Genomic DNA, 17537 nt, shown 5'->3' with positions numbered 1-17537 from the left:
TCGTGGATTTCGCACCCGTTTCGCGTTTACTTCCGCTGCTTCTCGCGGGCAGTGTTGCGAGCGGTTGCGCGACGCATCGTGTCTGCTTCAAACCAGTTGGCGATCTCAAATTAACGCCGTCCATCGTGGCGGCGAGTGGATATGGTGAAGATGAAGTGGTCAGTTGGGGTGGCGTCGTGACTCAGCTGCCGAATGACGCCACCGAATTAGAAGTGCTGGCTTATCCGCTTGATGCTTGCGGGCAGCCCAATCTTGACGATCAACCGCTGGGACGTTTTCGCGTTCGTCATCAACATTTTACGTCGATGGATATTCCGACTGGACGCCAGCTCACTGCCACTGGGCGCTTGCGCGAAGTGCGCGAATATGGACAAACGCCGTTGCTTGATGAAGCAGCCGTGCGGCTGTGGCCAGAACCGCCGCCCGTTGCCGATATGGGTTATCCAGTTTTCATTTGGCCGTTTATTAGCATTGGTATTAGTGGCGGCGGTGGACGTATTGGCGGTGGAATTGGTATTCATTTTTAGCAGTTAATCATTCGTTTCTGCCGGCAAAATAATCATCCGTTCTACATCTGCCATGCGCATCTCGCGCCCGTCAATTGTGCGAAAATATCGTCCATCAATACTTCCGCGCTGCACTTGATACAGCGTCAATTGACCAGTATTCGCATTAACCACCTGCACCTGAATGACCTCGTGGCGATGTTGCCAACTCAGTATGAACTGCACTGCCGTTCCCAATCCCATCACAATCAGCACCGCCGCTGCCAAACGGCGCATTTCCGGCGGTGCAGTAGCAAGTGGCATTTCAATTCCAACCGCATTGCGCCAATATCGCCGCACCATTTGATAAGCGGTGAATAACACCGCCAGCATGAGCAATAGTTTCCATATCACGGCGCAGCAACCTATTTTAATGAACGGTTAATGATTGCTATCCGTCGATGCGCTTTTCACCACAAGGCATATAACGAGAAGTAGATGCGCCCTCAGTTTTTAATTCCCGTATTAGCGCATCGCAAATGGTGCGCAGCACTTTGATTCGCGCATAGGGCTTATCGTTGCCTTCAACGAGTGTCCATGCCGCATGTTTGGTGCTGGTGCGAGCAACCATTTCATTCACAGCTTCTTTATATTGCGGCCATTTTTCACGGTTGCGCCAATCATCCGCAGTAATTTTATAGCGTTTATACGGCACATCTTCGCGGTCTTTAAAGCGTTTAAGCTGTTCGTCCTGACTGATATGCAACCAGAATTTCAACAGGATGACGCCGCGATCGACCAATTGTTCCTCGAATTGATTGATCTCCGCGTAAGCACGTCGCCATTCTGCATCGCTGGCAAACCCTTCCACCCGTTCAACCAAAACGCGCCCATACCAAGAACGGTCGTAAAGTGTAATGAATCCCGCACGAGGAATATGCCGCCAAAAGCGCCATAAATAATGATGTGCTTTTTCTTCATCCGTCGGCGCTGCAACTGGAATAGCGCGATATAACCGCGCATCAACACTATTGGTAATGCGCCGAATTGCGCCACCCTTGCCGCCAGCATCAACGCCTTCAAACATCAATACGGTGGAACGCTTTTGATTATGCGCTAACCACGCCAGTTCATTGATTTCGTTTTGCAGTTTTTTTAATTCATGTTTGTAATCGTTACGCGAAACGGAGAGCGATAAATCTAATTGATCGAGCAGCGTAATTTGGGCGCTGGCACTGCTCGGCAATTCTGGGCTCACCAATGGCGATGTTGGTTCTTCGGTATTGACTGATTCAGCCAGCCGCGAGTGAATGGCGTGCAGCAGTGTTTTGCCAACGGTGAGATCACGGTAACGACTGTTTGCTGCTTCAATAAGATACCACGGTGAATTGCCGCGATCGGTGTGTAAAATGACCCGCTCGGCGACCTGTTCAAATGCGGCGTAATGTTCAGAAAATTTGCTTTTATCCGGCAACATTTTCCAACGGCTTTTGTCGTCGCGGGAGAGTTCTTTTAGTCGTAATTTTTGATCTGGTTCAGATAAATGAAACCAAAATTTGAGCACCAATGCTCCATCTTGAATGAGCATCCGTTCAAAATCAACAATGCGATTTAATTCGCCATCCAGTTCTGCATCGGTGCAATAACCTTTGAAGCGGTATTCAATTGGCGTTTGATACCAGCCGCCGAATAGAATTGAAATATCGCCGCGAGCGGGCAATGAACGCCAAAAGCGCCAATAACGCGGGCGCTCGCGTTCTTCATCGGATTCATTCCAAAAGGCGAATGTTTGAACACCGCGAGCATCCAGCCATTCATTAAGGCGGTTAACAACTTCGCCTTTGCCCGCTGCTTCTACGCCAGAAATCAGCACAATTAATGGGACATTGGCAGTTTTCAAATCGCGCTGCGCTGCTAATAGTTGTGTGCGCAGTGTCTCCTGTTGATCCTGATAATCGTCTTTACTGACTGAGCGGCCAACCTTTGTTGCTTCAAACATCAACGTTCTCCATAAATGGGAAATGCGTTGTCGTTGCGGATTATTTAATTCTCTACATCTAACATTTTTTGAAATGCGGGTGTCGCAATAGTGCGCAAGGTTTCCCCATCGCGGACGATGAAATAGGCAGCTAATCCCTGCGCTTCGGCGAGTGCTGGACCGCGCTCTTCACCGAGCACCATTAACGCCGTTGCCCAGCCATCAACCACCATTCCTACATCGCCAATAACAGTGACTGAACCGAGATTGCGTTCGACTGGTGCGCCAGTCACTGGGTTGATTTCATGGGAATAACGCTTGCCGTCACGCTCGAAAAAGTTGCGATAGTCGCCGGAAGTTGAAACGGCGCGATTGGTTAATGAAACGATGCGATTCACGGAGCGATGTTCCGTTACCGGCTCTTCAATCGCAATGGCCCACGGGCGTTGTTTGGCGTTGCTGCCTTTGGTGCGAATCGCGCCAGCCACTGCAACCATGTAATCGTTGACACCCTGCGCATCGAGCCACGCCGTCAATTGATCGACGCCGTAACCTTCGCCGAGCGCGGATAGGTCGATATAAAGATCGGGCTGCGCCTTGCGCACAGCGGCAGGTTGCGCCTGTAATTCCAATTTGCGCCAGCCGACTCGCGCTTGTGCAGCTTGAATTTCTGCGGCACTTGGTGGCGTATCGCGGCGACGTTCTGGACCAAATCCCCACAGGTTGACGAGCGGACCAATGGTGATGTCAAACGTGCCCTCAGTCAGCTCGGCGATGCGTTGTCCTTCGGCGATGACTTGGTACAGATGGCGGAAACGCGAATCCACTCGGTGCTCGGATTTTGATTGAGCTGCGACAATTCGGAGTTGTGATCGTAAGTTGAAATCTCGCTGATGACTCGCGCCAGTACGGTTTCCACACCAGCAGTCAGCGTTTGTTTGGTCATACCCTGCGGCGGACGCGCAACTTGACGGCGTAATAAGTGCCCATCGTGGGACCGGCAATATCGAGCATCGGATCGGGTCGTCCGCAGCCGGTGAGGAGCAATACCAGCGTGATGCTGGCGATGTGGCGGAATGAATGCCGAATGGAAAGACGCATGATGTTTAAGAATTGGTTGTAGTGAAAAGGGTGATTGTGTATCACATTTTTCACGCGGATTGATCAATGCAATACAGCGAAAATGCTGCTGAAGCTCACGTTAACTGAGAGGATATTTTAGATGTTAATCAATGACCTTGACCGTGCAGGCGGTTACTGGGGTTCCGTTTATGCCTTTGCTGCGATCAAGGGGCTGCAAGTCATTATTGATGGACCGGTGGGCTGCGAAAATTTGCCGGTGACTGCGGTGCTGCATTACACCGATGGACTGCCGCCGCATGAGCTGCCGGTCGTCGTGACGGGGCTGGGCGAAGAAGAACTCGGTCAGCGGGGAACTGAGCAGTCGATGCGCGAGCGTATCAAACGCTTGATCCGACGCGTCCAGCGGTGGTGGTGACGGTTCAATTGCCGAGATGATTGGCGGCGGGTCACGCCGGAGGGCACGAACATTTTGCGGTTTCTGCCGCGCACCATCGACGAAGATCAATGGCAGAGCGCCAATCGCGCTATCTATTGGTTGTGGACGCAATTTGGACCTAAAAAGGGCGCTGCAGCAGTCAAAGCAAAACCGCGCCAGCCGGGAGCGCGTCCTCGCGTCAATCTCATCGGTCCGATGTATGGCGTATTTAATTCGCCGTCGGATGTCGCAGAAATTCGACGGTTGGTCGAGGGAATCGGCGCAGAAGTGAATCTGACCTTTCCGCTCGGCAGCCATTTGAATGAAGTGGCGAAATTGGCGGATGCCGAGGTGAATGTCTGCCTGTACCGCGAATTTGGGCGCACGTTGTGCGAGGCGTTGGAGCGTCCATTTTTACAAGCACCGATTGGTTTACACAGCACAACCAAGTTTTTGCGCACGCTCGGCGAGTTGCTGGGGCTTGATCCTGAGCCGTTTATCGAGCGCGAAAAGCACACGACGATTAAACCAATTTGGGATTTGTGGCGATCGGTGACGCAGGATTTCTTCGGAACGGCGAGCTTTGGCGTGGTGGCGACTGAAACGTACAGCCGAGGACTGCGGCATTTTCTGGAAGATGAGCTGGGACTGCCGTGTCATTTTGCGTTTACCCGCAAAGCTGGCGTCAAGCCGGATAATGATTTGATTCGCCAAACCATTCACGACAAACCGCCGTTGATCGTGTTCGGCAGTTTTAATGAACGAATGTATTTAGCGGAGATCGGCGCTCGCGCCACTTATATTCCAGCATCGTTCCCCGGCACGGTGATTCGCCGCCATACCGGAACGCCGTTTATGGGCTATTCCGGCGCGACTTATTTGGTGCAGAAATCTGTAACGCCTTGTTTGATGCACTGTTTCACATTATTCCGCTCGGCACTGATTTGGATAAAGTTGATCCGACACCAGCGCGAATGCACCGCGAACTGCCGTGGAATGAAGAAGCGCGAGCTGCGTTCGATCAAATTGTCGAAAGCCAGCCGGTATTGGTGCGCATTTCTGCGGCCAAACGGCTGCGCGATGCAGCAGAACGTGCTGCCCGCAATGCCGGAGAGGATCGCGTGACAGCGGAACGGGTTATCGAAGCGCAACGCTAAAATTATGGTGTAAATGTAGATTGACATCTGTGTCAGTCAAGCTAGACTGACACTTGAATCCAACGATCCCGTCAAGCAGTTAGCCCCGCGTTTGTCGCACTTCGTGTTGACATACACATTAGGCTAGAAAAAGTGTCCCAGCAGTTTTATAGCTTTCATTTTAGGCTCTTGACGAGATTATTCGGGTGGGTTCTTTGCCGTAGCAAACACATTTACGGTGCTCCCGCCGCACGAGCTGAGTGCGACACAACGTCTGTTACTTTCTTTTAAAGATTCGGAGGATTTTCAATGGCTAACAACAGCTTAACTGGACTGACCGAACAAGAAGCTCAAGAATTCCATGGCTTCTTCACGCAAAGCATGTCGGCATTTTTTGGGATCGTTGTTTTTGCACATATTCTGGCTTGGATGTGGCGTCCTTGGCTGTAATCGTTGTTAAGTCAGGCGCTTGCGTTGTAAAAACTTGCGCCACTTAAACCGACCTAAAAATTTCTGACTTGTTGTTGTGGAGAATTTAAATGATGTCATCTGATACATGGAAAATTTGGCTGCTGATTGATCCGCGTCGCGCCCTGATCGCGCTGTTTGTTTTCTTAGTGGTATTAGCACTTGCTATCCACATGATTCTGTTGAGCACCACCGATTTTAATTGGCTCGAAGATGGTGTTCCTGCTGCCGCGGTTCAGCACGCGACACCAGTTGTGCCGCAACGCTAATCATGTCCTTGACGGGGGTAGCAAACGAGGCAACGTTTCATGGCAAGCCTCGTTTGTTACCGACAGCGCTAAGAGGGGACATCCGGCCAGGCTGTCTCCCCAGCAGAGGGTTTTATAATGGCCATGCTCAGTTTTGAGAAAAAATACCGCGTCCGTGGCGGGACGTTGATAGGGGGAGACCTATTCGACTTCTGGGTGGGGCCGTTTTATGTCGGCTTCTTCGGAGTGTCAGGGTTTTTCTTTGCATTATTAGGAACGCTTCTGATGGCTTGGGGTGCCACCCTCGGCCCGAATGCAGAACTGCAAACTTTCAATCTTTGGCAAATTAGTATTGCTCCGCCAGACCTGAGTTACGGTTTAGGTATGGCGCCAATGGCTGAAGGTGGTTTGTGGCAAATCATCACGATTTGCGCAATTGGTGCTTTCGTTTCTTGGGCGTTGCGAGAAGTTGAAATCTGCCGCAAGCTCGGAATTGGCTTTCATATTCCTTTCGCCTTTTCCTTCGCAATTGGTGCCTACCTCGTTCTTGTGGTTGTGCGTCCATTATTGCTGGGTGCTTGGGGTCATGGTTTTCCTTACGGAATTTTGAGTCACCTCGATTGGGTTTCCAACGTTGGTTATCAATTCCTGCATTTCCATTACAACCCAGCGCATATGTTGGCGATTACCTTCTTCTTTACTAATGCGTTGGCACTGTCAATGCACGGTTCACTGATTTTGTCAGTCACCAATCCACAAGAAGGCGAGCCAACCAAAACCAGCGAGCATGAAAACACCTTTTTCCGCGACATCGTGGGCTATTCAATTGGTGCGCTTGCCATTCATCGCTTGGGATTATTCCTAGCTCTCAGTGCCGTGTTCTGGAGCGCGGTCTGTATCGTTATCAGTGGACCTTTCTGGACCCGTGGTTGGCCGGAATGGTGGAACTGGTGGCTTGAGCTTCCGCTCTGGTAGGAACTAGGAGATAACAATGCCTGAATATCAGAATATTTTTAACAGTGTGCAGGTACGTTCACCGGCTTATCCCGGCGTACCACTGCCTAAAGGCAGTTTGCCACGCCTCGGCAAGCCTCTTTTCTCCTACTGGGCTGGTAAGATCGGCGACGCACAGATTGGACCGCTTTATCTCGGTTTCACTGGTACGCTTTCATTGATCTTTGGCTTTATCGCAATGGAGATCATTGGTCTTAACATGTTGGCTTCGGTCGATTGGAGTCCAATTGCATTTGTAAAGAACTTGTTCTGGCTCGCGCTTGAACCGCCAGCACCGTCTTACGGTTTAAGTATTCCACCGCTTTCTGAAGGCGGTTGGTGGATTATGGCGGGAGTCTTTTTGACTGCTTCCATTATCTTATGGTGGGTTCGTACTTATAAACGCGCCGCAGCATTAGGGATGAGTCAACATTTGTCTTGGGCATTTGCCGCAGCAATCTTTTTCTATCTGAGCTTGGGCTTCATTCGCCCGGTAATGATGGGAAGTTGGGCTGAAGCAGTACCCTTTGGTATTTTCCCGCATCTCGATTGGACTGCAGCGTTTTCAATTCGTTACGGGAACCTGTATTACAACCCATTCCACATGTTATCTATTGCCTTCCTATACGGTTCCGCACTGCTGTTTGCAATGCACGGCGCAACCATTTTGGCGGTCAGTCGGTTTGGTGGTGATCGTGAAATCGATCAGATTCTTGATCGTGGAACAGCGGCAGAGCGTGCGGCATTATTCTGGCGCTGGACGATGGGCTTCAATGCGTCAATGGAATCCATTCATCGTTGGAGTTGGTGGTTTGCAGTGTTGACTGTGATCACTGCTGGAATTGGTATTCTATTGACTGGAACGGTAGTAGATAACTGGTATCTCTGGGCGGTGAAACACGGTGTTGCACCACAATATCCAATTGGTGCGATCGTTCAAGACCCGTATATGATGCCGCAGGATGCGTACATGATTCAGCAGGGGGTCGCGCAATGAATATTGGAAAACACGCATCCGTTCCCTTAGTTGCGGTCGTTGCTTCCGTACTCTTGCTGGGTTGCGAACGTCCACCACCAGAAGTGGTTCAAGGTGGATATCGTGGGTTGGCAATGGAGCAAAACTATAATCCGCGTTTGCTTGAAGAAAGTATTAAAGCAAACATTCCGCCGGAGGCACTTGCGCCTGCAGCAGTTGGTGGTCCCAAAGTCACTGCTGTTTATAAAAACGTGCAAGTGTTAAGTGATTTGAGTGTTGCCGATTTCACTCGCATCATGGTGGCGGCAACATTATGGGTTTCACCGAAAGAAGGTTGTAATTATTGCCACGTTCCGGGTAATTTCGCTTCTGATGACATTTATACAAAAGTCGTTTCACGGCGAATGTTTGAAATGGTTCGGCAAACCAATGCAAATTGGAAGACCCATGTAGCAAATACGGGCATTACTTGTTACACCTGTCATCGTGGAAATCCAGTACCGAAATACGTTTGGGTGACAGATCCAGGTCCAAATCATCCTTCTGGTGTTAAGCCAACAGGACAAAATGTCGTTGCCTCAACTGCAGCCTATTCTTCGCTGCCTTATGATCCGTATACGCCATTCCTTGACCAAGCAAATAACATTCGGGTTATTGGAACGACAGCACTACCAAGTGGCAACAAGACATCCATCAAGCAAGCAGAATGGACTTATGCGTTGATGATGCAGATTTCTGATGCAATGGGCGTCAACTGCACCTTCTGCCATAACACTCGATCTTTCTTTGATTGGAAACAGAGCACACCGAAACGGACGACAGCTTGGTATGCAATTCGTCATGTACGCGACCTTAACCAGAACTATATCTGGCCGCTGAATGAAGTACTTCCTGCTTCGCGTAAAGGTCCTTATGGCGACCCCTTCAAAATCAGTTGTATGACTTGCCATCAAGGCGCGTACAAGCCGCTTTATGCTGCACAGATGTTGAAGGATTATCCGGCACTAATTGCTCCAGCAAAGGTGGAAACTCCTGCTGCAGTTGAGCCAGAAGTACCAGCTGCACCAGTTGAACCAATGGTTCCGACTGCGCAGAATCTGTAGTCTGAATCTATGGCGTTAGCAAGGACGCAATTTACACGCCGGATGTTCATTTACATCATCCGGCGCGTATGAAACGACATAAGAATCGCGGTAGCGGTCTTCTTTAGATAGTGTCCGCAAATGGTAGAGGAGATATTTTTAATCTCCGAAACCGTACCGAAAAGTAGTGAGGAACCATTATAATGGTTAGCGAAAGCCGCTCGATATCTGGACTAACGGAAGATGAGGCAAGGGAATTCCACGGTGTCTTTGTGTCTAGTTTCGTTGCGTTTACTGGGATCGTGGTTTTTGCACACGTTCTCGTGTGGTTGTGGCGTCCTTGGCTTTGATTGCTAAGGGTTTATTAGTGTTCGTGACCGACCGGGCGGTTGTTGGTTTCCACAGCGCCCATCCATAAAAGACTGGAGAATACACATGCATAAAGTTTGGCAAATCTTTGATCCACGCAGAACCCTTGTTGCATTGTTTGGTTTTCTGTTTGTACTGGCACTGCTGATTCACTTCATTTTACTCAGCAGCCCAGCCTTTAATTGGATTAGCGGTTAATCGCTGAATCCGCTGGGAATAGCATCTTGGGGCACATTTGTGCCCCTTGATTCATTTAGTCCCATTAAACGCTTGAATTGTGACCAACAGGGAAAAACCTGTTTTAGGAGATTTCAGCAATGCAGAACAACATGTGGCAAATTTGGAAGCAATTCGGTGACCTGCGCCTCGTTATTATGGGGACTGTTGGGTCGCTATTCGCGCTAGCTTTTTTCATTCACATCGTATTGTTCGCCAGTCCACAATTTAATTGGCTTCAAGGTTCACATACCTTACCCGCAGCAGCGGCACAGATGACTCCTTTGCCAAAACTTCTTTAACAGAGTGGGCAGGCGCGTCGGCGGGCAGGGACGGCTGTCATCTATACCCTGTCCGTTGTCGTAGCACCTGAAAATTCCCATGTTCTTATTCTGCACCGCCATCCCGCTACACACTACCGCACCGATTGAAATCATTGATGTGACGATGCACATCAAAGATATTTTTCATCAGAACCGCGTTCAGAATGGGCAGATAACAATTTACTCCGCTCATAGCACTGCATTTGTCGCAATCAATGAATGTGAATCGATGCTGCAACAAGATATGGTTACGTTTTTAACGCAACTCGTTCCGCAACATCAAGATTTTAAGCACAATCGTCAGCCTATTGATGGGCGTCTTAATGCACATTCGCATCTATTGGGTCTCTTTATGAATGCTTCAGAGACTATTCCTATTGCCGATGGTGAATTGCTATTAGGGCGCTGGCAGTCGATTTTTTTCATCGAATTAGATGGTCCCCGCGAAGAACGTACACTGCGCATTCAGATTATTGGAGAACGTTGAGGAATATGTTAGATTCTGATTGTGCAGGCTTTTTTGCTGATGCAAATACTTTAGATCGAGATGCTTATATTCACCTTGATTATTACCTAGAATGTCTTGGCGATCCACGAGTTGCCGCTGCACATTTTTGTGCAGAACAATCAACAGCACAATGGAAACGCGTTGGTTTTTCAGAAGATTTAAGAGAACGTTTTGCTGCAAAAGTGATTGATTTAACCATACTGAATACAGAATTAGCTGCGTTTAGTTATGGTCTTAACCCAAATAACGCTGGTGTTAGTGCCTGTCACGTTACAATTGCTCATCCTCATGGTAATTTTGGTTCCCGCATTCCCAATTTATTAAGTGCCGTCTGCGGTGAAGGCACTTTTTTTGCGCCAAATATCCCAATTGTTAAGTTATTAGATATTCGATTTCCTGATGCTTATCTAAAAGCATTTGAAGGGCCGCAATTTGGTATTGATGGGCTAAGAGATTTGCTTCAAGTGTACAACCGCCCTATTTTCTTTGGGGTGATTAAACCAAACATCGGATTACCACCCGAAGCATTTAGCCATTTGGGTTATGAGAGCTGGCTAGGTGGGCTTGATATTGCGAAAGATGATGAAATGCTGGCAGATACGCCGTGGTGTCCGCTCAATCAACGCTCGGCATTACTCGGTGCGGCACGAATTCAAGCCGAACAAGAAACGGGACAGCGTAAGATTTATCTCGCCAATATCACCGATGAAGTAGATCGTTTAATTGAATTGCATGATATAGCAGTGGCAAATGGAGCCAATGCGCTATTAATTAATGCCATTCCTGTCGGTTTAAGTGCCGTGCGAATGCTTAGAAAACATGCAACGGTTCCACTCATTGCGCACTTTCCAACGATTGCGCCATTTAGTCGATTAGCTCATTTCGGTATACATACGCAGGTATTCACTAAACTTCAGCGTATTGCTGGATTTGACGCCATTATTATGCCAGGATTTGGCGCTCGAATGCACACTACAGATGTAGAAGTGTGCGCCAATGTTGAAGCCTGTCTTGCACCAATGGGTGGAATAAAAAATAGTTTACCTGTTCCCGGTGGCAGTGATTGGGCAGGAACGTTGCATACGATTTATGAAAAAGTCGGTACGGTTGATTTCGGATTTGTGCCCGGTCGTGGAGTATTTGGTCATCCGATGGGACCACGCGCTGGTGCGGCAAGTATTCGTCAAGCATGGGACGCTATTGTTGCGGATGTGCCCTTATCAGAATACGCTGCACAACACGTCGAATTAAATGCTGCAATTGAATTCTTTGGTAATGCTGCGCCAGTAAATGGAGATCATTCGTGAGTGCTCGAATTGTCCCACCACTTGCGGCAATTGAATGGGAACGTGCGTGGCAGCGTGATGCGATTGAACAAGTTATTTTGGTCGATAACAACGATCAAATTTCAGGTGTTGCGGGTAAATTAGATGCGCATCGTGATGGTTTACTGCATCGTGCATTTTCTATTCTCATCTTTAATACGCATGGCGAATTACTACTCCAGCGCCGGGCGAATGGCAAATATCATTTTGCACAACATTGGTCGAATACCTGTTGCGGTCATCCGCGCCCACAAGAATTAACATCAATGGCCGCGCAGCGACGGTTAAAAGAAGAATTTGGAATTGCCACACCACTCACCGAACGTGCTCAATTGGTTTATCGCGCTGAAGATATTAATTCCGGTTTAATTGAACACGAATATCTGCATATCTTTTATGGTGTTTATACTGACGATCCCCAGCCTGATCCATCTGAAATTGGTGCTTGGCGTTGGATGAAATTGTCGGCTATTCAACGCGCATTACAATTGTATCCGCACTGGTTCACACCTTGGTTTCATTTGCTGATTGATAAAGTAATGACTGAACATCAGTTGGAGCCAGCGTTTTGAATAATACGGATTCATTCAACGCGCCATCGCGTACCACGCCAGAAACGCATCAACGCGGTCAAGACAAACTCAGCAGTATTCCGATAAAAGTTGTGAATGCTGGCGAGACGCTGCGTAAACCGGCGTGGATTCGAGCAAAAGCGCCAATCGGCAGCGAAGTAGCGCGGATCAAAGCACTGTTGCGGCGCGGCAAATTGGCGACCGTGTGTGAAGAAGCCATGTGCCCGAATTTGGGCGAATGCTTTCAGCACGGCACTGCTACCTTCTTGATTCTCGGTGATATTTGTACGCGGCGCTGCCCGTTTTGCGATGTGGCGCACGGTCGCCCCAAGCCCGTCGATGCCGATGAGCCAGCGCAATTGGCGCAATCGGTTGCGGCGATGGGTTTGCGTTACGTGGTCATTACCTCGGTTGATCGAGACGATCTGCGCGACGGCGGCGCTGGGCATTTTGCAGACTGTTTGCGGGCAATTCGTGCTGAAAATCCACTCACGCGGCTAGAAATTCTGGTGCCCGATTTTCGGGGGCGCGAAGCAGTGGCGTTGGCGCAATTTGTTGGCGATGCACAACCTGATGTGTTTAATCACAATTTAGAAACTGTGCCGCGTTTGTATCCGCAAACTCGCCCCGGTGCGAATTATGCCGGTTCGCTGCAACTGTTGCGGACATTCAAGGCGCAACATCCTGAAATCACAACAAAATCCGGTTTAATGCTCGGTTTGGGCGAAACACTGGAGGAAATTGTTGCGGTCATGCGCGATTTACGCGAACACGACTGCAACATGTTGACAATCGGGCAATATCTGCAACCGAGCCGCGATCATCTCGCAGTGAGTCGCTATTGGACGCCCGCCGAATTTGATCATTTGCGCGAATTGGGTGAAGCCATGGGATTTGCACACGTTGCCAGTGCGCCAATGGTGCGTTCTTCATATCACGCTGATCAGCAAGCAATTGATGTGCTGGCATCATGCTGAGTTACAGCGTGATTAAAAGTTTGCTCTTGCCGCCCGGCATTTTAATTCTATTGTTCATTACCGCATTTCTATTGGTGCGCGGTGTATTAGGACGTTTGGTGCTATTCGCTGCGCTGTCCATTTTTACACTAATGACCTTATCACCAGTCGCCACTTTATTAATGGAACCGTTGGAGCTATATCCGGCGCTCGGTATTGCCATGCCAATTCCATCCGCTGCGCAAGCAATTGTGATTTTGAGTTCGGGGCGTATTACCAATGCGCCCGAATATGGCGGCGATACGTTGGATGATCTCAGTCTGCGGCGGGTGCGTTATGGCGCGTTGTTGCAGCGCCAAACAGGGCTGCCGCTCTACGTTTCGGGTGGAAAACTGCCGACTGAAGCGCAACCGCTTGCGGAGCTGATTGCTGAAGTGCTGCGTACCGATTACGGAATTACCGTGGCGGGAATGGAATCGAACAGTCAAACAACGTGGGAAAATGCTGAATACACCGCGCAACTGCTGAAACCGGCAGGAATTACGCATATTTTACTGGTGAGTGATGCGTGGCATCTGCCGCGAGCGGTCGAAGCATTTGCGAACACGGGGTTGACGGTGACGCCCGCGCCCACTGGTTTTGTGCACCATCCGGGCTGGCAGCAGGAACTGACTTATCGCAACTGGCTACCTTCGGCACGGGCGTTTCAGCTGAGTTATTACGCGATCCACGAGCATTTGGGGCGGGTGTGGTATCAAATTCGCAGTTGGCAACAGGGAGCGCCAGCGCCTGCTGCCGAGGTTTAACCCGCCATTGCGCCAGCATTGAGCAACGCAATCGCTAATTGCACTCCAACCAATACCAGCGCAGCGGCGATATTATCCGCTTCAATGGCAGCGCGAAAACTGCGAAATAGCAGAATAAACACTAAAAAAGTGGCTAATTGAATGATTACCGCCACGCTGCCCCAGAGCACGATGTCCAACCAAATACTGCTAGTAGCGAGCGTCACAGCCAGCGGAATCGCAATTGAAATCAGTGCGCCCGTTAATACCAATCCTGCTGCTTGATTACCCTTCGCAATCAATTCGCGCTCTCGAAATGGCGTGATTAAAATGTAGCAACCGACACCTAAAATCAGCAGCGCAACAGTGGTTAAAAACTGCTGCAACAAAATCGGTAAACCGCTATTAAGCGTTTGCCATATCGCTTGAAACATCTCATTCATTTTCAATCACTCCAACAAATTGTGTTCATCAACTCAGTTGCAGCGCCGCAATTGGAATATCAATTCCAATCCACAGCGCAATCCACGCTGCTGCATCCTGCTCCACTGCACTAACCAATAGATATTCAGTGACAGGTGCGGGCGCAACCGCTCCGGTTGGACGGGCATACAGCATCGCGTGCTCGTGACGCGGCGCGATCGGAGCGCCAGCGGTTTCCAGTGTTTCCGTGAGTTGGCGCGGGGAGAGGCGTGTCGTTCCCGCCGACCAATGCCGTTGATAATGTTGACCTTCTTTGGTGGCAAAGGTCGGCCAACCGATCATGCCTTCGTGGTCATCGAGCCACAGCGCCCATTCTTCGCCATCCGCTGGCGCGACCTCATCGAGCAGCGAGAAATAACGGCATTCATCCGGCTGCCCAGCAGCGTCCAGATGCAGTTGAAAAAAGCCGCGTCCGCCAGCGACATACAGCCGATACCACCGCAATCCGGTGCTTTCTACCGTGCCAATCTGCTCCACCGACAACAAACCGCTGGCAGTTGCGGCTTCCGGCGCGGTGATCGCCGAATAGGGCGCGGCGAGAATGAACAGCGACGGATCAACCGGCAGCGTCATGCCGACACGAAACCATTTGGGGCGATAAGGTTGACGGGACGATAAACCAAACATGCTGGAATTCTCCTGATGCGCATTGTTGCTGGCGCGGTGTCGTGAATGTCGCCAGATGAAAAAGGTCACGCCGCCAATCACCACCAGCGCCAGCAATGTCCAGCCCACTGCACTCCAACCCGTTGCTGCAACAGCGGTTTTTGTTGACGGAAGTGCGGCAATTGGTGCAGAAACTGTCGGCGATGGCGTTGCGAGTGGCGGCGCTGGCGCAGGAATTGGCGCGACGGCTGGCGTATTCACAACCACAACAGTGGGCGATTGGCGATTGGCAAGCAGCGGCACGACCGCTTGAACCACGTCACCCAAATCGAGATCAATGCGGTCGAAAAATCCGCGTTGATGCCCGCGCCCATAATCCGCAGTAGATGGTCGCCGAGGAAAATTGATCGACGTCGGCGCGGCAGTTGACGGACGAGATGACGCTGCAGCGGTCACGGCAGCCGCAGCCGCAGCCGCACTGCTGGCGCGAAATGCAGTCAGTGCCTCCTTCGCCGTTTGGCGCGTTAACGTTCGATCCGTACTGCTGGCTGGCGCGGTGCGACTTCCGAACCCAAATGCTGAGGACGCTGCTGGTCGGCTGTAACCACCGCTGCTGGTGGACGGAGTGCGCGGCGCGGAAACCGAATGGCTCCTACCCGATGAAGGGCGCGAATAACCACCGCTTTTTGACCGCGCCCAGGTCTCGACAGGCAATACCAGCGCCAGCACTAGCGCAATGAATAAACTGCGACTGATGACGTGCATCGGTGCTATTTACTCCGTTTGCGCCCTTGAATGAAATAATCCAATAAGGTGCGCGTTGACTGGTCGTGATTTGCAGTGATTTTCCCAGATTGAATTTCATCCAAAATCACGCTGGCTAATTGCTTACCCAATTCCACGCCCCACTGATCAAATGAATTAACACCCCAAATGATGCCCTGCGTAAAAATGCGATGCTCGTATAACGCAATCAATGCGCCGAGCGTGCGCGGCGTCAAGCGCTCCATCAGAATGGAATTGGTTGGACGATTGCCCGGAAAAGTGCGATGTGGTGCGAGCGCCAGCGCCTCTTCTTCCGGCATTCCACTCGCTCGCAATTCCGCCAGCGCCTCGGCTTCAGTGCGCCCGCGCATCAGCGCCTCAGTTTGCGCGAAAAAGTTGGCCATGAATTTTGAATGATGGTCGCCGAGTTCGTTGTGGCTGTGTACCGCGCCGATGAAATCCGCCGGAATCAGTTGCGTACCCTGATGAATTAACTGATAAAACGCATGTTGTCCATCCGTGCCCGGCTCGCCCCACACCACCGGACCAGTGCTGTATTCGACCGCGACGCCGTCACGCGTCACGCGCTTGCCGTTACTCTCCATATCGCCCTGCTGCAAATAAGCGGCGAGATAACGCAGCGATTGGTCATACGGCAGCACTGCGTGTTGCGCTTCGGCAAAATTGACGTACCACACCAATCAAACCCAGCAGTGCGGGCATATTTTCTGCGAGCGCAGTGCGGAAATGCTCATCCATCGCGTGAGCGCCTTCGAGCAGCTCCACAAATCGATCAAAACCAATGGCTAACGCAATTGGCAGCCCAATTGCTGACCACAGCGAATAGCGCCCGCCGACCCAATCCCAGAATCCAAACATGTTGGCGGTGTCAATCCGAACGCCGTCACCCGCTCGGCATTGGTGGATACGGCAACAAAATGTCGCGCCACTGCCGTTTGCTCGCCAGCGCCGCCAGCAACCAAGTGCGGGCGCTGGTGGCGTTGGTCATCGTTTCCTGCGTGGTGAAGGTTTTGGAGGCGACGATAAACAGCGTGGTTTCAGGATTGAGCCGCGCCAGCGTTTCGACCAAATGCGTTCCGTCGACGTTGGAACGAAATGCACCGTAAATCATCGCGTTGATAAGGCGCCAGCGCCGCGCAGACCATTTTGGGGCCGAGATTAGCCGCCGATGCCGATGTTGACGATGTCGGTGATGCGCCGCCCAGTGTGTCCGCGCCAATCGCCGGTGCGCACCCGATCCACAAACTGCTCCATTCGCGCCAGCACGGCGTTAATCAGCGGCATCACATCCGTGCCGTTGACCAAAATCGGGCGATTGCTGCGATTGCGCAGCGCGATATGCAACACGGCGCGATGTTCGGTGTTGTTGATGGTTCGCCGTCAAACATGCGCTGCGTCCACCCGCGCAAATCAACGGCTTCCGCCAGCGCGAGCAGCAGTTTCAACGTCTCTGGTGTGACGAGATTTTTAGAATAATCAAGATAAAGCCCCGCCACCGTGAGGCGCATGGCGCTGGCGCGTTTGGAATCGGCAGCGAATAAATCGGTGATGCGGGCGGTGCGCAATTCGTCCCAATGGCGTTGGAGCGCCAGCCATTGAGGGGTCTGGTTCACGAGCGACATGGTGCGGAGTGTCCTGCAATGGTGAAAACGCCATTTGAACGCAAAGGCGCATAAGAGGCAAAGGGTGTTGCGGCAAGGTGCGCGGGAATGTTGCCGTTATACTTTGCCGTTTTTCGCCCCAC

Annotated in this window: 21 protein-coding genes and 2 pseudogenes; 15 read left to right on the top strand and 8 right to left on the bottom strand. The window is 50.9% G+C overall.

The genetic code is table 11. The features are described from left to right. The first annotated feature begins 2 nt into the window (after nucleotides 1-2). Entirely contained in the window at nucleotides 3-527 is a 525-nt protein-coding gene (locus CXB77_RS07590) for a Slp family lipoprotein (RefSeq protein WP_172452589.1), read from the top strand. Between the two features lie 3 nt (nucleotides 528-530). On the opposite strand, the gene CXB77_RS07585 is transcribed toward CXB77_RS07590, so the two are convergent. Genes CXB77_RS07585 through CXB77_RS21550 form a run of 5 tightly spaced genes read right to left on the bottom strand, consistent with a single transcriptional unit; the run spans nucleotide 531 to nucleotide 3564 of the window. Further along, nucleotides 531-878 (bottom strand): hypothetical protein, encoded by a 348-nt coding sequence (locus CXB77_RS07585; RefSeq protein WP_242445542.1) that lies wholly within the window; start codon nucleotides 876-878, stop codon nucleotides 531-533. A gap of 58 nt (nucleotides 879-936) precedes the next feature. Beyond that, nucleotides 937-2484, bottom strand: coding sequence for a polyphosphate:AMP phosphotransferase (gene pap, locus CXB77_RS07580; protein WP_105073407.1), 1548 nt, complete (start codon nucleotides 2482-2484; stop codon nucleotides 937-939). 44 nt (nucleotides 2485-2528) lie between these two features. Beyond that, nucleotides 2529-3290: an FAD:protein FMN transferase gene (locus tag CXB77_RS07575; RefSeq protein WP_242445541.1), complete on the bottom strand. Its 762-nt coding sequence runs from the start codon at nucleotides 3288-3290 to the stop codon at nucleotides 2529-2531. Beyond that, complete coding sequence (locus tag CXB77_RS21555; protein WP_242445540.1) at nucleotides 3227-3409, bottom strand: FAD:protein FMN transferase; 183 nt, start codon at nucleotides 3407-3409, stop codon at nucleotides 3227-3229. The genes CXB77_RS07575 and CXB77_RS21555 overlap by 64 nt, the downstream gene beginning before the upstream one ends. Continuing rightward, entirely contained in the window at nucleotides 3406-3564 is a 159-nt protein-coding gene (locus tag CXB77_RS21550; protein ID WP_242445539.1) for a hypothetical protein, read from the bottom strand. Before CXB77_RS21550 ends, CXB77_RS21555 begins: the two co-directional genes overlap by 4 nt. Before the next feature lie 121 nt (nucleotides 3565-3685). Between CXB77_RS21550 and bchZ the strand changes: the two are divergent. The 14 genes and pseudogenes from bchZ to CXB77_RS07505 all read left to right on the top strand — a co-directional run bounded on the left by bchZ (nucleotide 3686) and on the right by CXB77_RS07505 (nucleotide 13939). After that, a pseudogene (bchZ, locus tag CXB77_RS07570) lies at nucleotides 3686-5118 on the top strand (chlorophyllide a reductase subunit Z). Between the two features lie 288 nt (nucleotides 5119-5406). Next, nucleotides 5407-5547: a light-harvesting antenna LH1, beta subunit gene (gene pufB / locus CXB77_RS07565; protein WP_105073405.1), complete on the top strand. Its 141-nt coding sequence runs from the start codon at nucleotides 5407-5409 to the stop codon at nucleotides 5545-5547. An 89-nt stretch (nucleotides 5548-5636) separates the two neighbouring features. Beyond that, nucleotides 5637-5834, top strand: coding sequence for a light-harvesting antenna LH1, alpha subunit (pufA, locus tag CXB77_RS07560; protein WP_105073404.1), 198 nt, complete (start codon nucleotides 5637-5639; stop codon nucleotides 5832-5834). A gap of 117 nt (nucleotides 5835-5951) precedes the next feature. Next, nucleotides 5952-6788, top strand: coding sequence for a photosynthetic reaction center subunit L (gene pufL / locus CXB77_RS07555; RefSeq protein ID WP_105073403.1), 837 nt, complete (start codon nucleotides 5952-5954; stop codon nucleotides 6786-6788). 16 nt (nucleotides 6789-6804) lie between these two features. Further along, nucleotides 6805-7803, top strand: a complete 999-nt coding sequence (pufM, locus tag CXB77_RS07550) for a photosynthetic reaction center subunit M (protein WP_105073402.1) — start codon at nucleotides 6805-6807, stop codon at nucleotides 7801-7803. Then, entirely contained in the window at nucleotides 7800-8885 is a 1086-nt protein-coding gene (pufC, locus tag CXB77_RS07545; RefSeq protein WP_105073401.1) for a photosynthetic reaction center cytochrome PufC, read from the top strand. The genes pufM and pufC overlap by 4 nt, the downstream gene beginning before the upstream one ends. Nucleotides 8886-9067: 182 nt before the next feature. After that, entirely contained in the window at nucleotides 9068-9214 is a 147-nt protein-coding gene (pufB, locus tag CXB77_RS07540) for a light-harvesting antenna LH1, beta subunit (protein WP_105073400.1), read from the top strand. A gap of 85 nt (nucleotides 9215-9299) precedes the next feature. Beyond that, nucleotides 9300-9431: a light-harvesting antenna LH1, alpha subunit gene (gene pufA / locus CXB77_RS07535; RefSeq protein WP_105073399.1), complete on the top strand. Its 132-nt coding sequence runs from the start codon at nucleotides 9300-9302 to the stop codon at nucleotides 9429-9431. Between the two features lie 119 nt (nucleotides 9432-9550). After that, complete coding sequence (locus CXB77_RS07530; protein ID WP_105073398.1) at nucleotides 9551-9751, top strand: light-harvesting protein; 201 nt, start codon at nucleotides 9551-9553, stop codon at nucleotides 9749-9751. A gap of 79 nt (nucleotides 9752-9830) precedes the next feature. Next, a complete protein-coding gene (locus CXB77_RS07525; RefSeq protein WP_105073397.1) occupies nucleotides 9831-10259 on the top strand; it encodes a secondary thiamine-phosphate synthase enzyme YjbQ in 429 nt (142 codons plus the stop codon). A gap of 5 nt (nucleotides 10260-10264) precedes the next feature. After that, nucleotides 10265-11587 carry a RuBisCO large subunit C-terminal-like domain-containing protein gene (locus tag CXB77_RS07520; protein WP_105073396.1) on the top strand — a complete coding sequence of 441 codons (1323 nt, stop codon included), beginning with the start codon at nucleotides 10265-10267 and terminating at the stop codon, nucleotides 11585-11587. After that, a complete protein-coding gene (gene idi / locus CXB77_RS07515) occupies nucleotides 11584-12177 on the top strand; it encodes an isopentenyl-diphosphate Delta-isomerase (protein WP_105073395.1) in 594 nt (197 codons plus the stop codon). Before CXB77_RS07520 ends, idi begins: the two co-directional genes overlap by 4 nt. After that, the gene (lipA, locus tag CXB77_RS07510) at nucleotides 12174-13154 is read left to right on the top strand and encodes a lipoyl synthase (RefSeq protein WP_105073394.1); all 981 of its coding nucleotides are present in this window, start codon (nucleotides 12174-12176) and stop codon (nucleotides 13152-13154) included. The genes idi and lipA overlap by 4 nt, the downstream gene beginning before the upstream one ends. Further along, a complete protein-coding gene (locus CXB77_RS07505) occupies nucleotides 13148-13939 on the top strand; it encodes a YdcF family protein (RefSeq protein WP_172452588.1) in 792 nt (263 codons plus the stop codon). Before lipA ends, CXB77_RS07505 begins: the two co-directional genes overlap by 7 nt. Here the strand turns inward: CXB77_RS07505 and CXB77_RS07500 are convergent. From CXB77_RS07500 to pgi, 3 genes and pseudogenes are all read right to left on the bottom strand, one after another. After that, entirely contained in the window at nucleotides 13936-14361 is a 426-nt protein-coding gene (locus CXB77_RS07500) for a DUF350 domain-containing protein (RefSeq protein WP_105073393.1), read from the bottom strand. The two genes, CXB77_RS07505 and CXB77_RS07500, sit on opposite strands and share 4 nt — an antisense overlap. Nucleotides 14362-14389: 28 nt before the next feature. After that, complete coding sequence (locus tag CXB77_RS07495) at nucleotides 14390-15772, bottom strand: DUF2491 family protein (protein WP_105073392.1); 1383 nt, start codon at nucleotides 15770-15772, stop codon at nucleotides 14390-14392. Between the two features lie 5 nt (nucleotides 15773-15777). After that, nucleotides 15778-17415: pseudogene (gene pgi / locus CXB77_RS07490) on the bottom strand (glucose-6-phosphate isomerase). Between the last annotated feature and the right edge of the window lie 122 nt (nucleotides 17416-17537).

This window comes from Chromatium okenii (assembly GCF_002958735.1).
GTDB classification, from domain to species: Bacteria; Pseudomonadota; Gammaproteobacteria; order Chromatiales; family Chromatiaceae; genus Chromatium; species Chromatium okenii_A.
The sequence above is the reverse complement of the archived record's forward strand: the minus strand, read 5'-3'. Positions and strand labels throughout refer to the sequence as shown.

What these genes read in the sequence shown, in the direction of transcription:
- CXB77_RS07585 (WP_242445542.1), bottom strand. Translation starts at nt 878, where the DNA reads ATGCTGGCGGTGTTATTCACCGCTTATCAAATGGTGCGGCGATATTGG.
- pap (WP_105073407.1), bottom strand. Translation starts at nt 2,484, where the DNA reads ATGTTTGAAGCAACAAAGGTTGGCCGCTCAGTCAGTAAAGACGATTAT.
- CXB77_RS21555 (WP_242445540.1), bottom strand. Translation starts at nt 3,409, where the DNA reads ATGACCAAACAAACGCTGACTGCTGGTGTGGAAACCGTACTGGCGCGA.
- CXB77_RS21550 (WP_242445539.1), bottom strand. Translation starts at nt 3,564, where the DNA reads ATGCGTCTTTCCATTCGGCATTCATTCCGCCACATCGCCAGCATCACG.
- pufB (WP_105073405.1), top strand. Translation starts at nt 5,407, where the DNA reads ATGGCTAACAACAGCTTAACTGGACTGACCGAACAAGAAGCTCAAGAA.
- pufA (WP_105073404.1), top strand. Translation starts at nt 5,637, where the DNA reads ATGATGTCATCTGATACATGGAAAATTTGGCTGCTGATTGATCCGCGT.
- pufL (WP_105073403.1), top strand. Translation starts at nt 5,952, where the DNA reads ATGGCCATGCTCAGTTTTGAGAAAAAATACCGCGTCCGTGGCGGGACG.
- pufM (WP_105073402.1), top strand. Translation starts at nt 6,805, where the DNA reads ATGCCTGAATATCAGAATATTTTTAACAGTGTGCAGGTACGTTCACCG.
- pufC (WP_105073401.1), top strand. Translation starts at nt 7,800, where the DNA reads ATGAATATTGGAAAACACGCATCCGTTCCCTTAGTTGCGGTCGTTGCT.
- pufB (WP_105073400.1), top strand. Translation starts at nt 9,068, where the DNA reads ATGGTTAGCGAAAGCCGCTCGATATCTGGACTAACGGAAGATGAGGCA.
- pufA (WP_105073399.1), top strand. Translation starts at nt 9,300, where the DNA reads ATGCATAAAGTTTGGCAAATCTTTGATCCACGCAGAACCCTTGTTGCA.
- CXB77_RS07530 (WP_105073398.1), top strand. Translation starts at nt 9,551, where the DNA reads ATGCAGAACAACATGTGGCAAATTTGGAAGCAATTCGGTGACCTGCGC.
- CXB77_RS07525 (WP_105073397.1), top strand. Translation starts at nt 9,831, where the DNA reads ATGTTCTTATTCTGCACCGCCATCCCGCTACACACTACCGCACCGATT.
- CXB77_RS07520 (WP_105073396.1), top strand. Translation starts at nt 10,265, where the DNA reads ATGTTAGATTCTGATTGTGCAGGCTTTTTTGCTGATGCAAATACTTTA.
- CXB77_RS07505 (WP_172452588.1), top strand. Translation starts at nt 13,148, where the DNA reads ATGCTGAGTTACAGCGTGATTAAAAGTTTGCTCTTGCCGCCCGGCATT.
- CXB77_RS07500 (WP_105073393.1), bottom strand. Translation starts at nt 14,361, where the DNA reads ATGAATGAGATGTTTCAAGCGATATGGCAAACGCTTAATAGCGGTTTA.
- CXB77_RS07495 (WP_105073392.1), bottom strand. Translation starts at nt 15,772, where the DNA reads ATGCACGTCATCAGTCGCAGTTTATTCATTGCGCTAGTGCTGGCGCTG.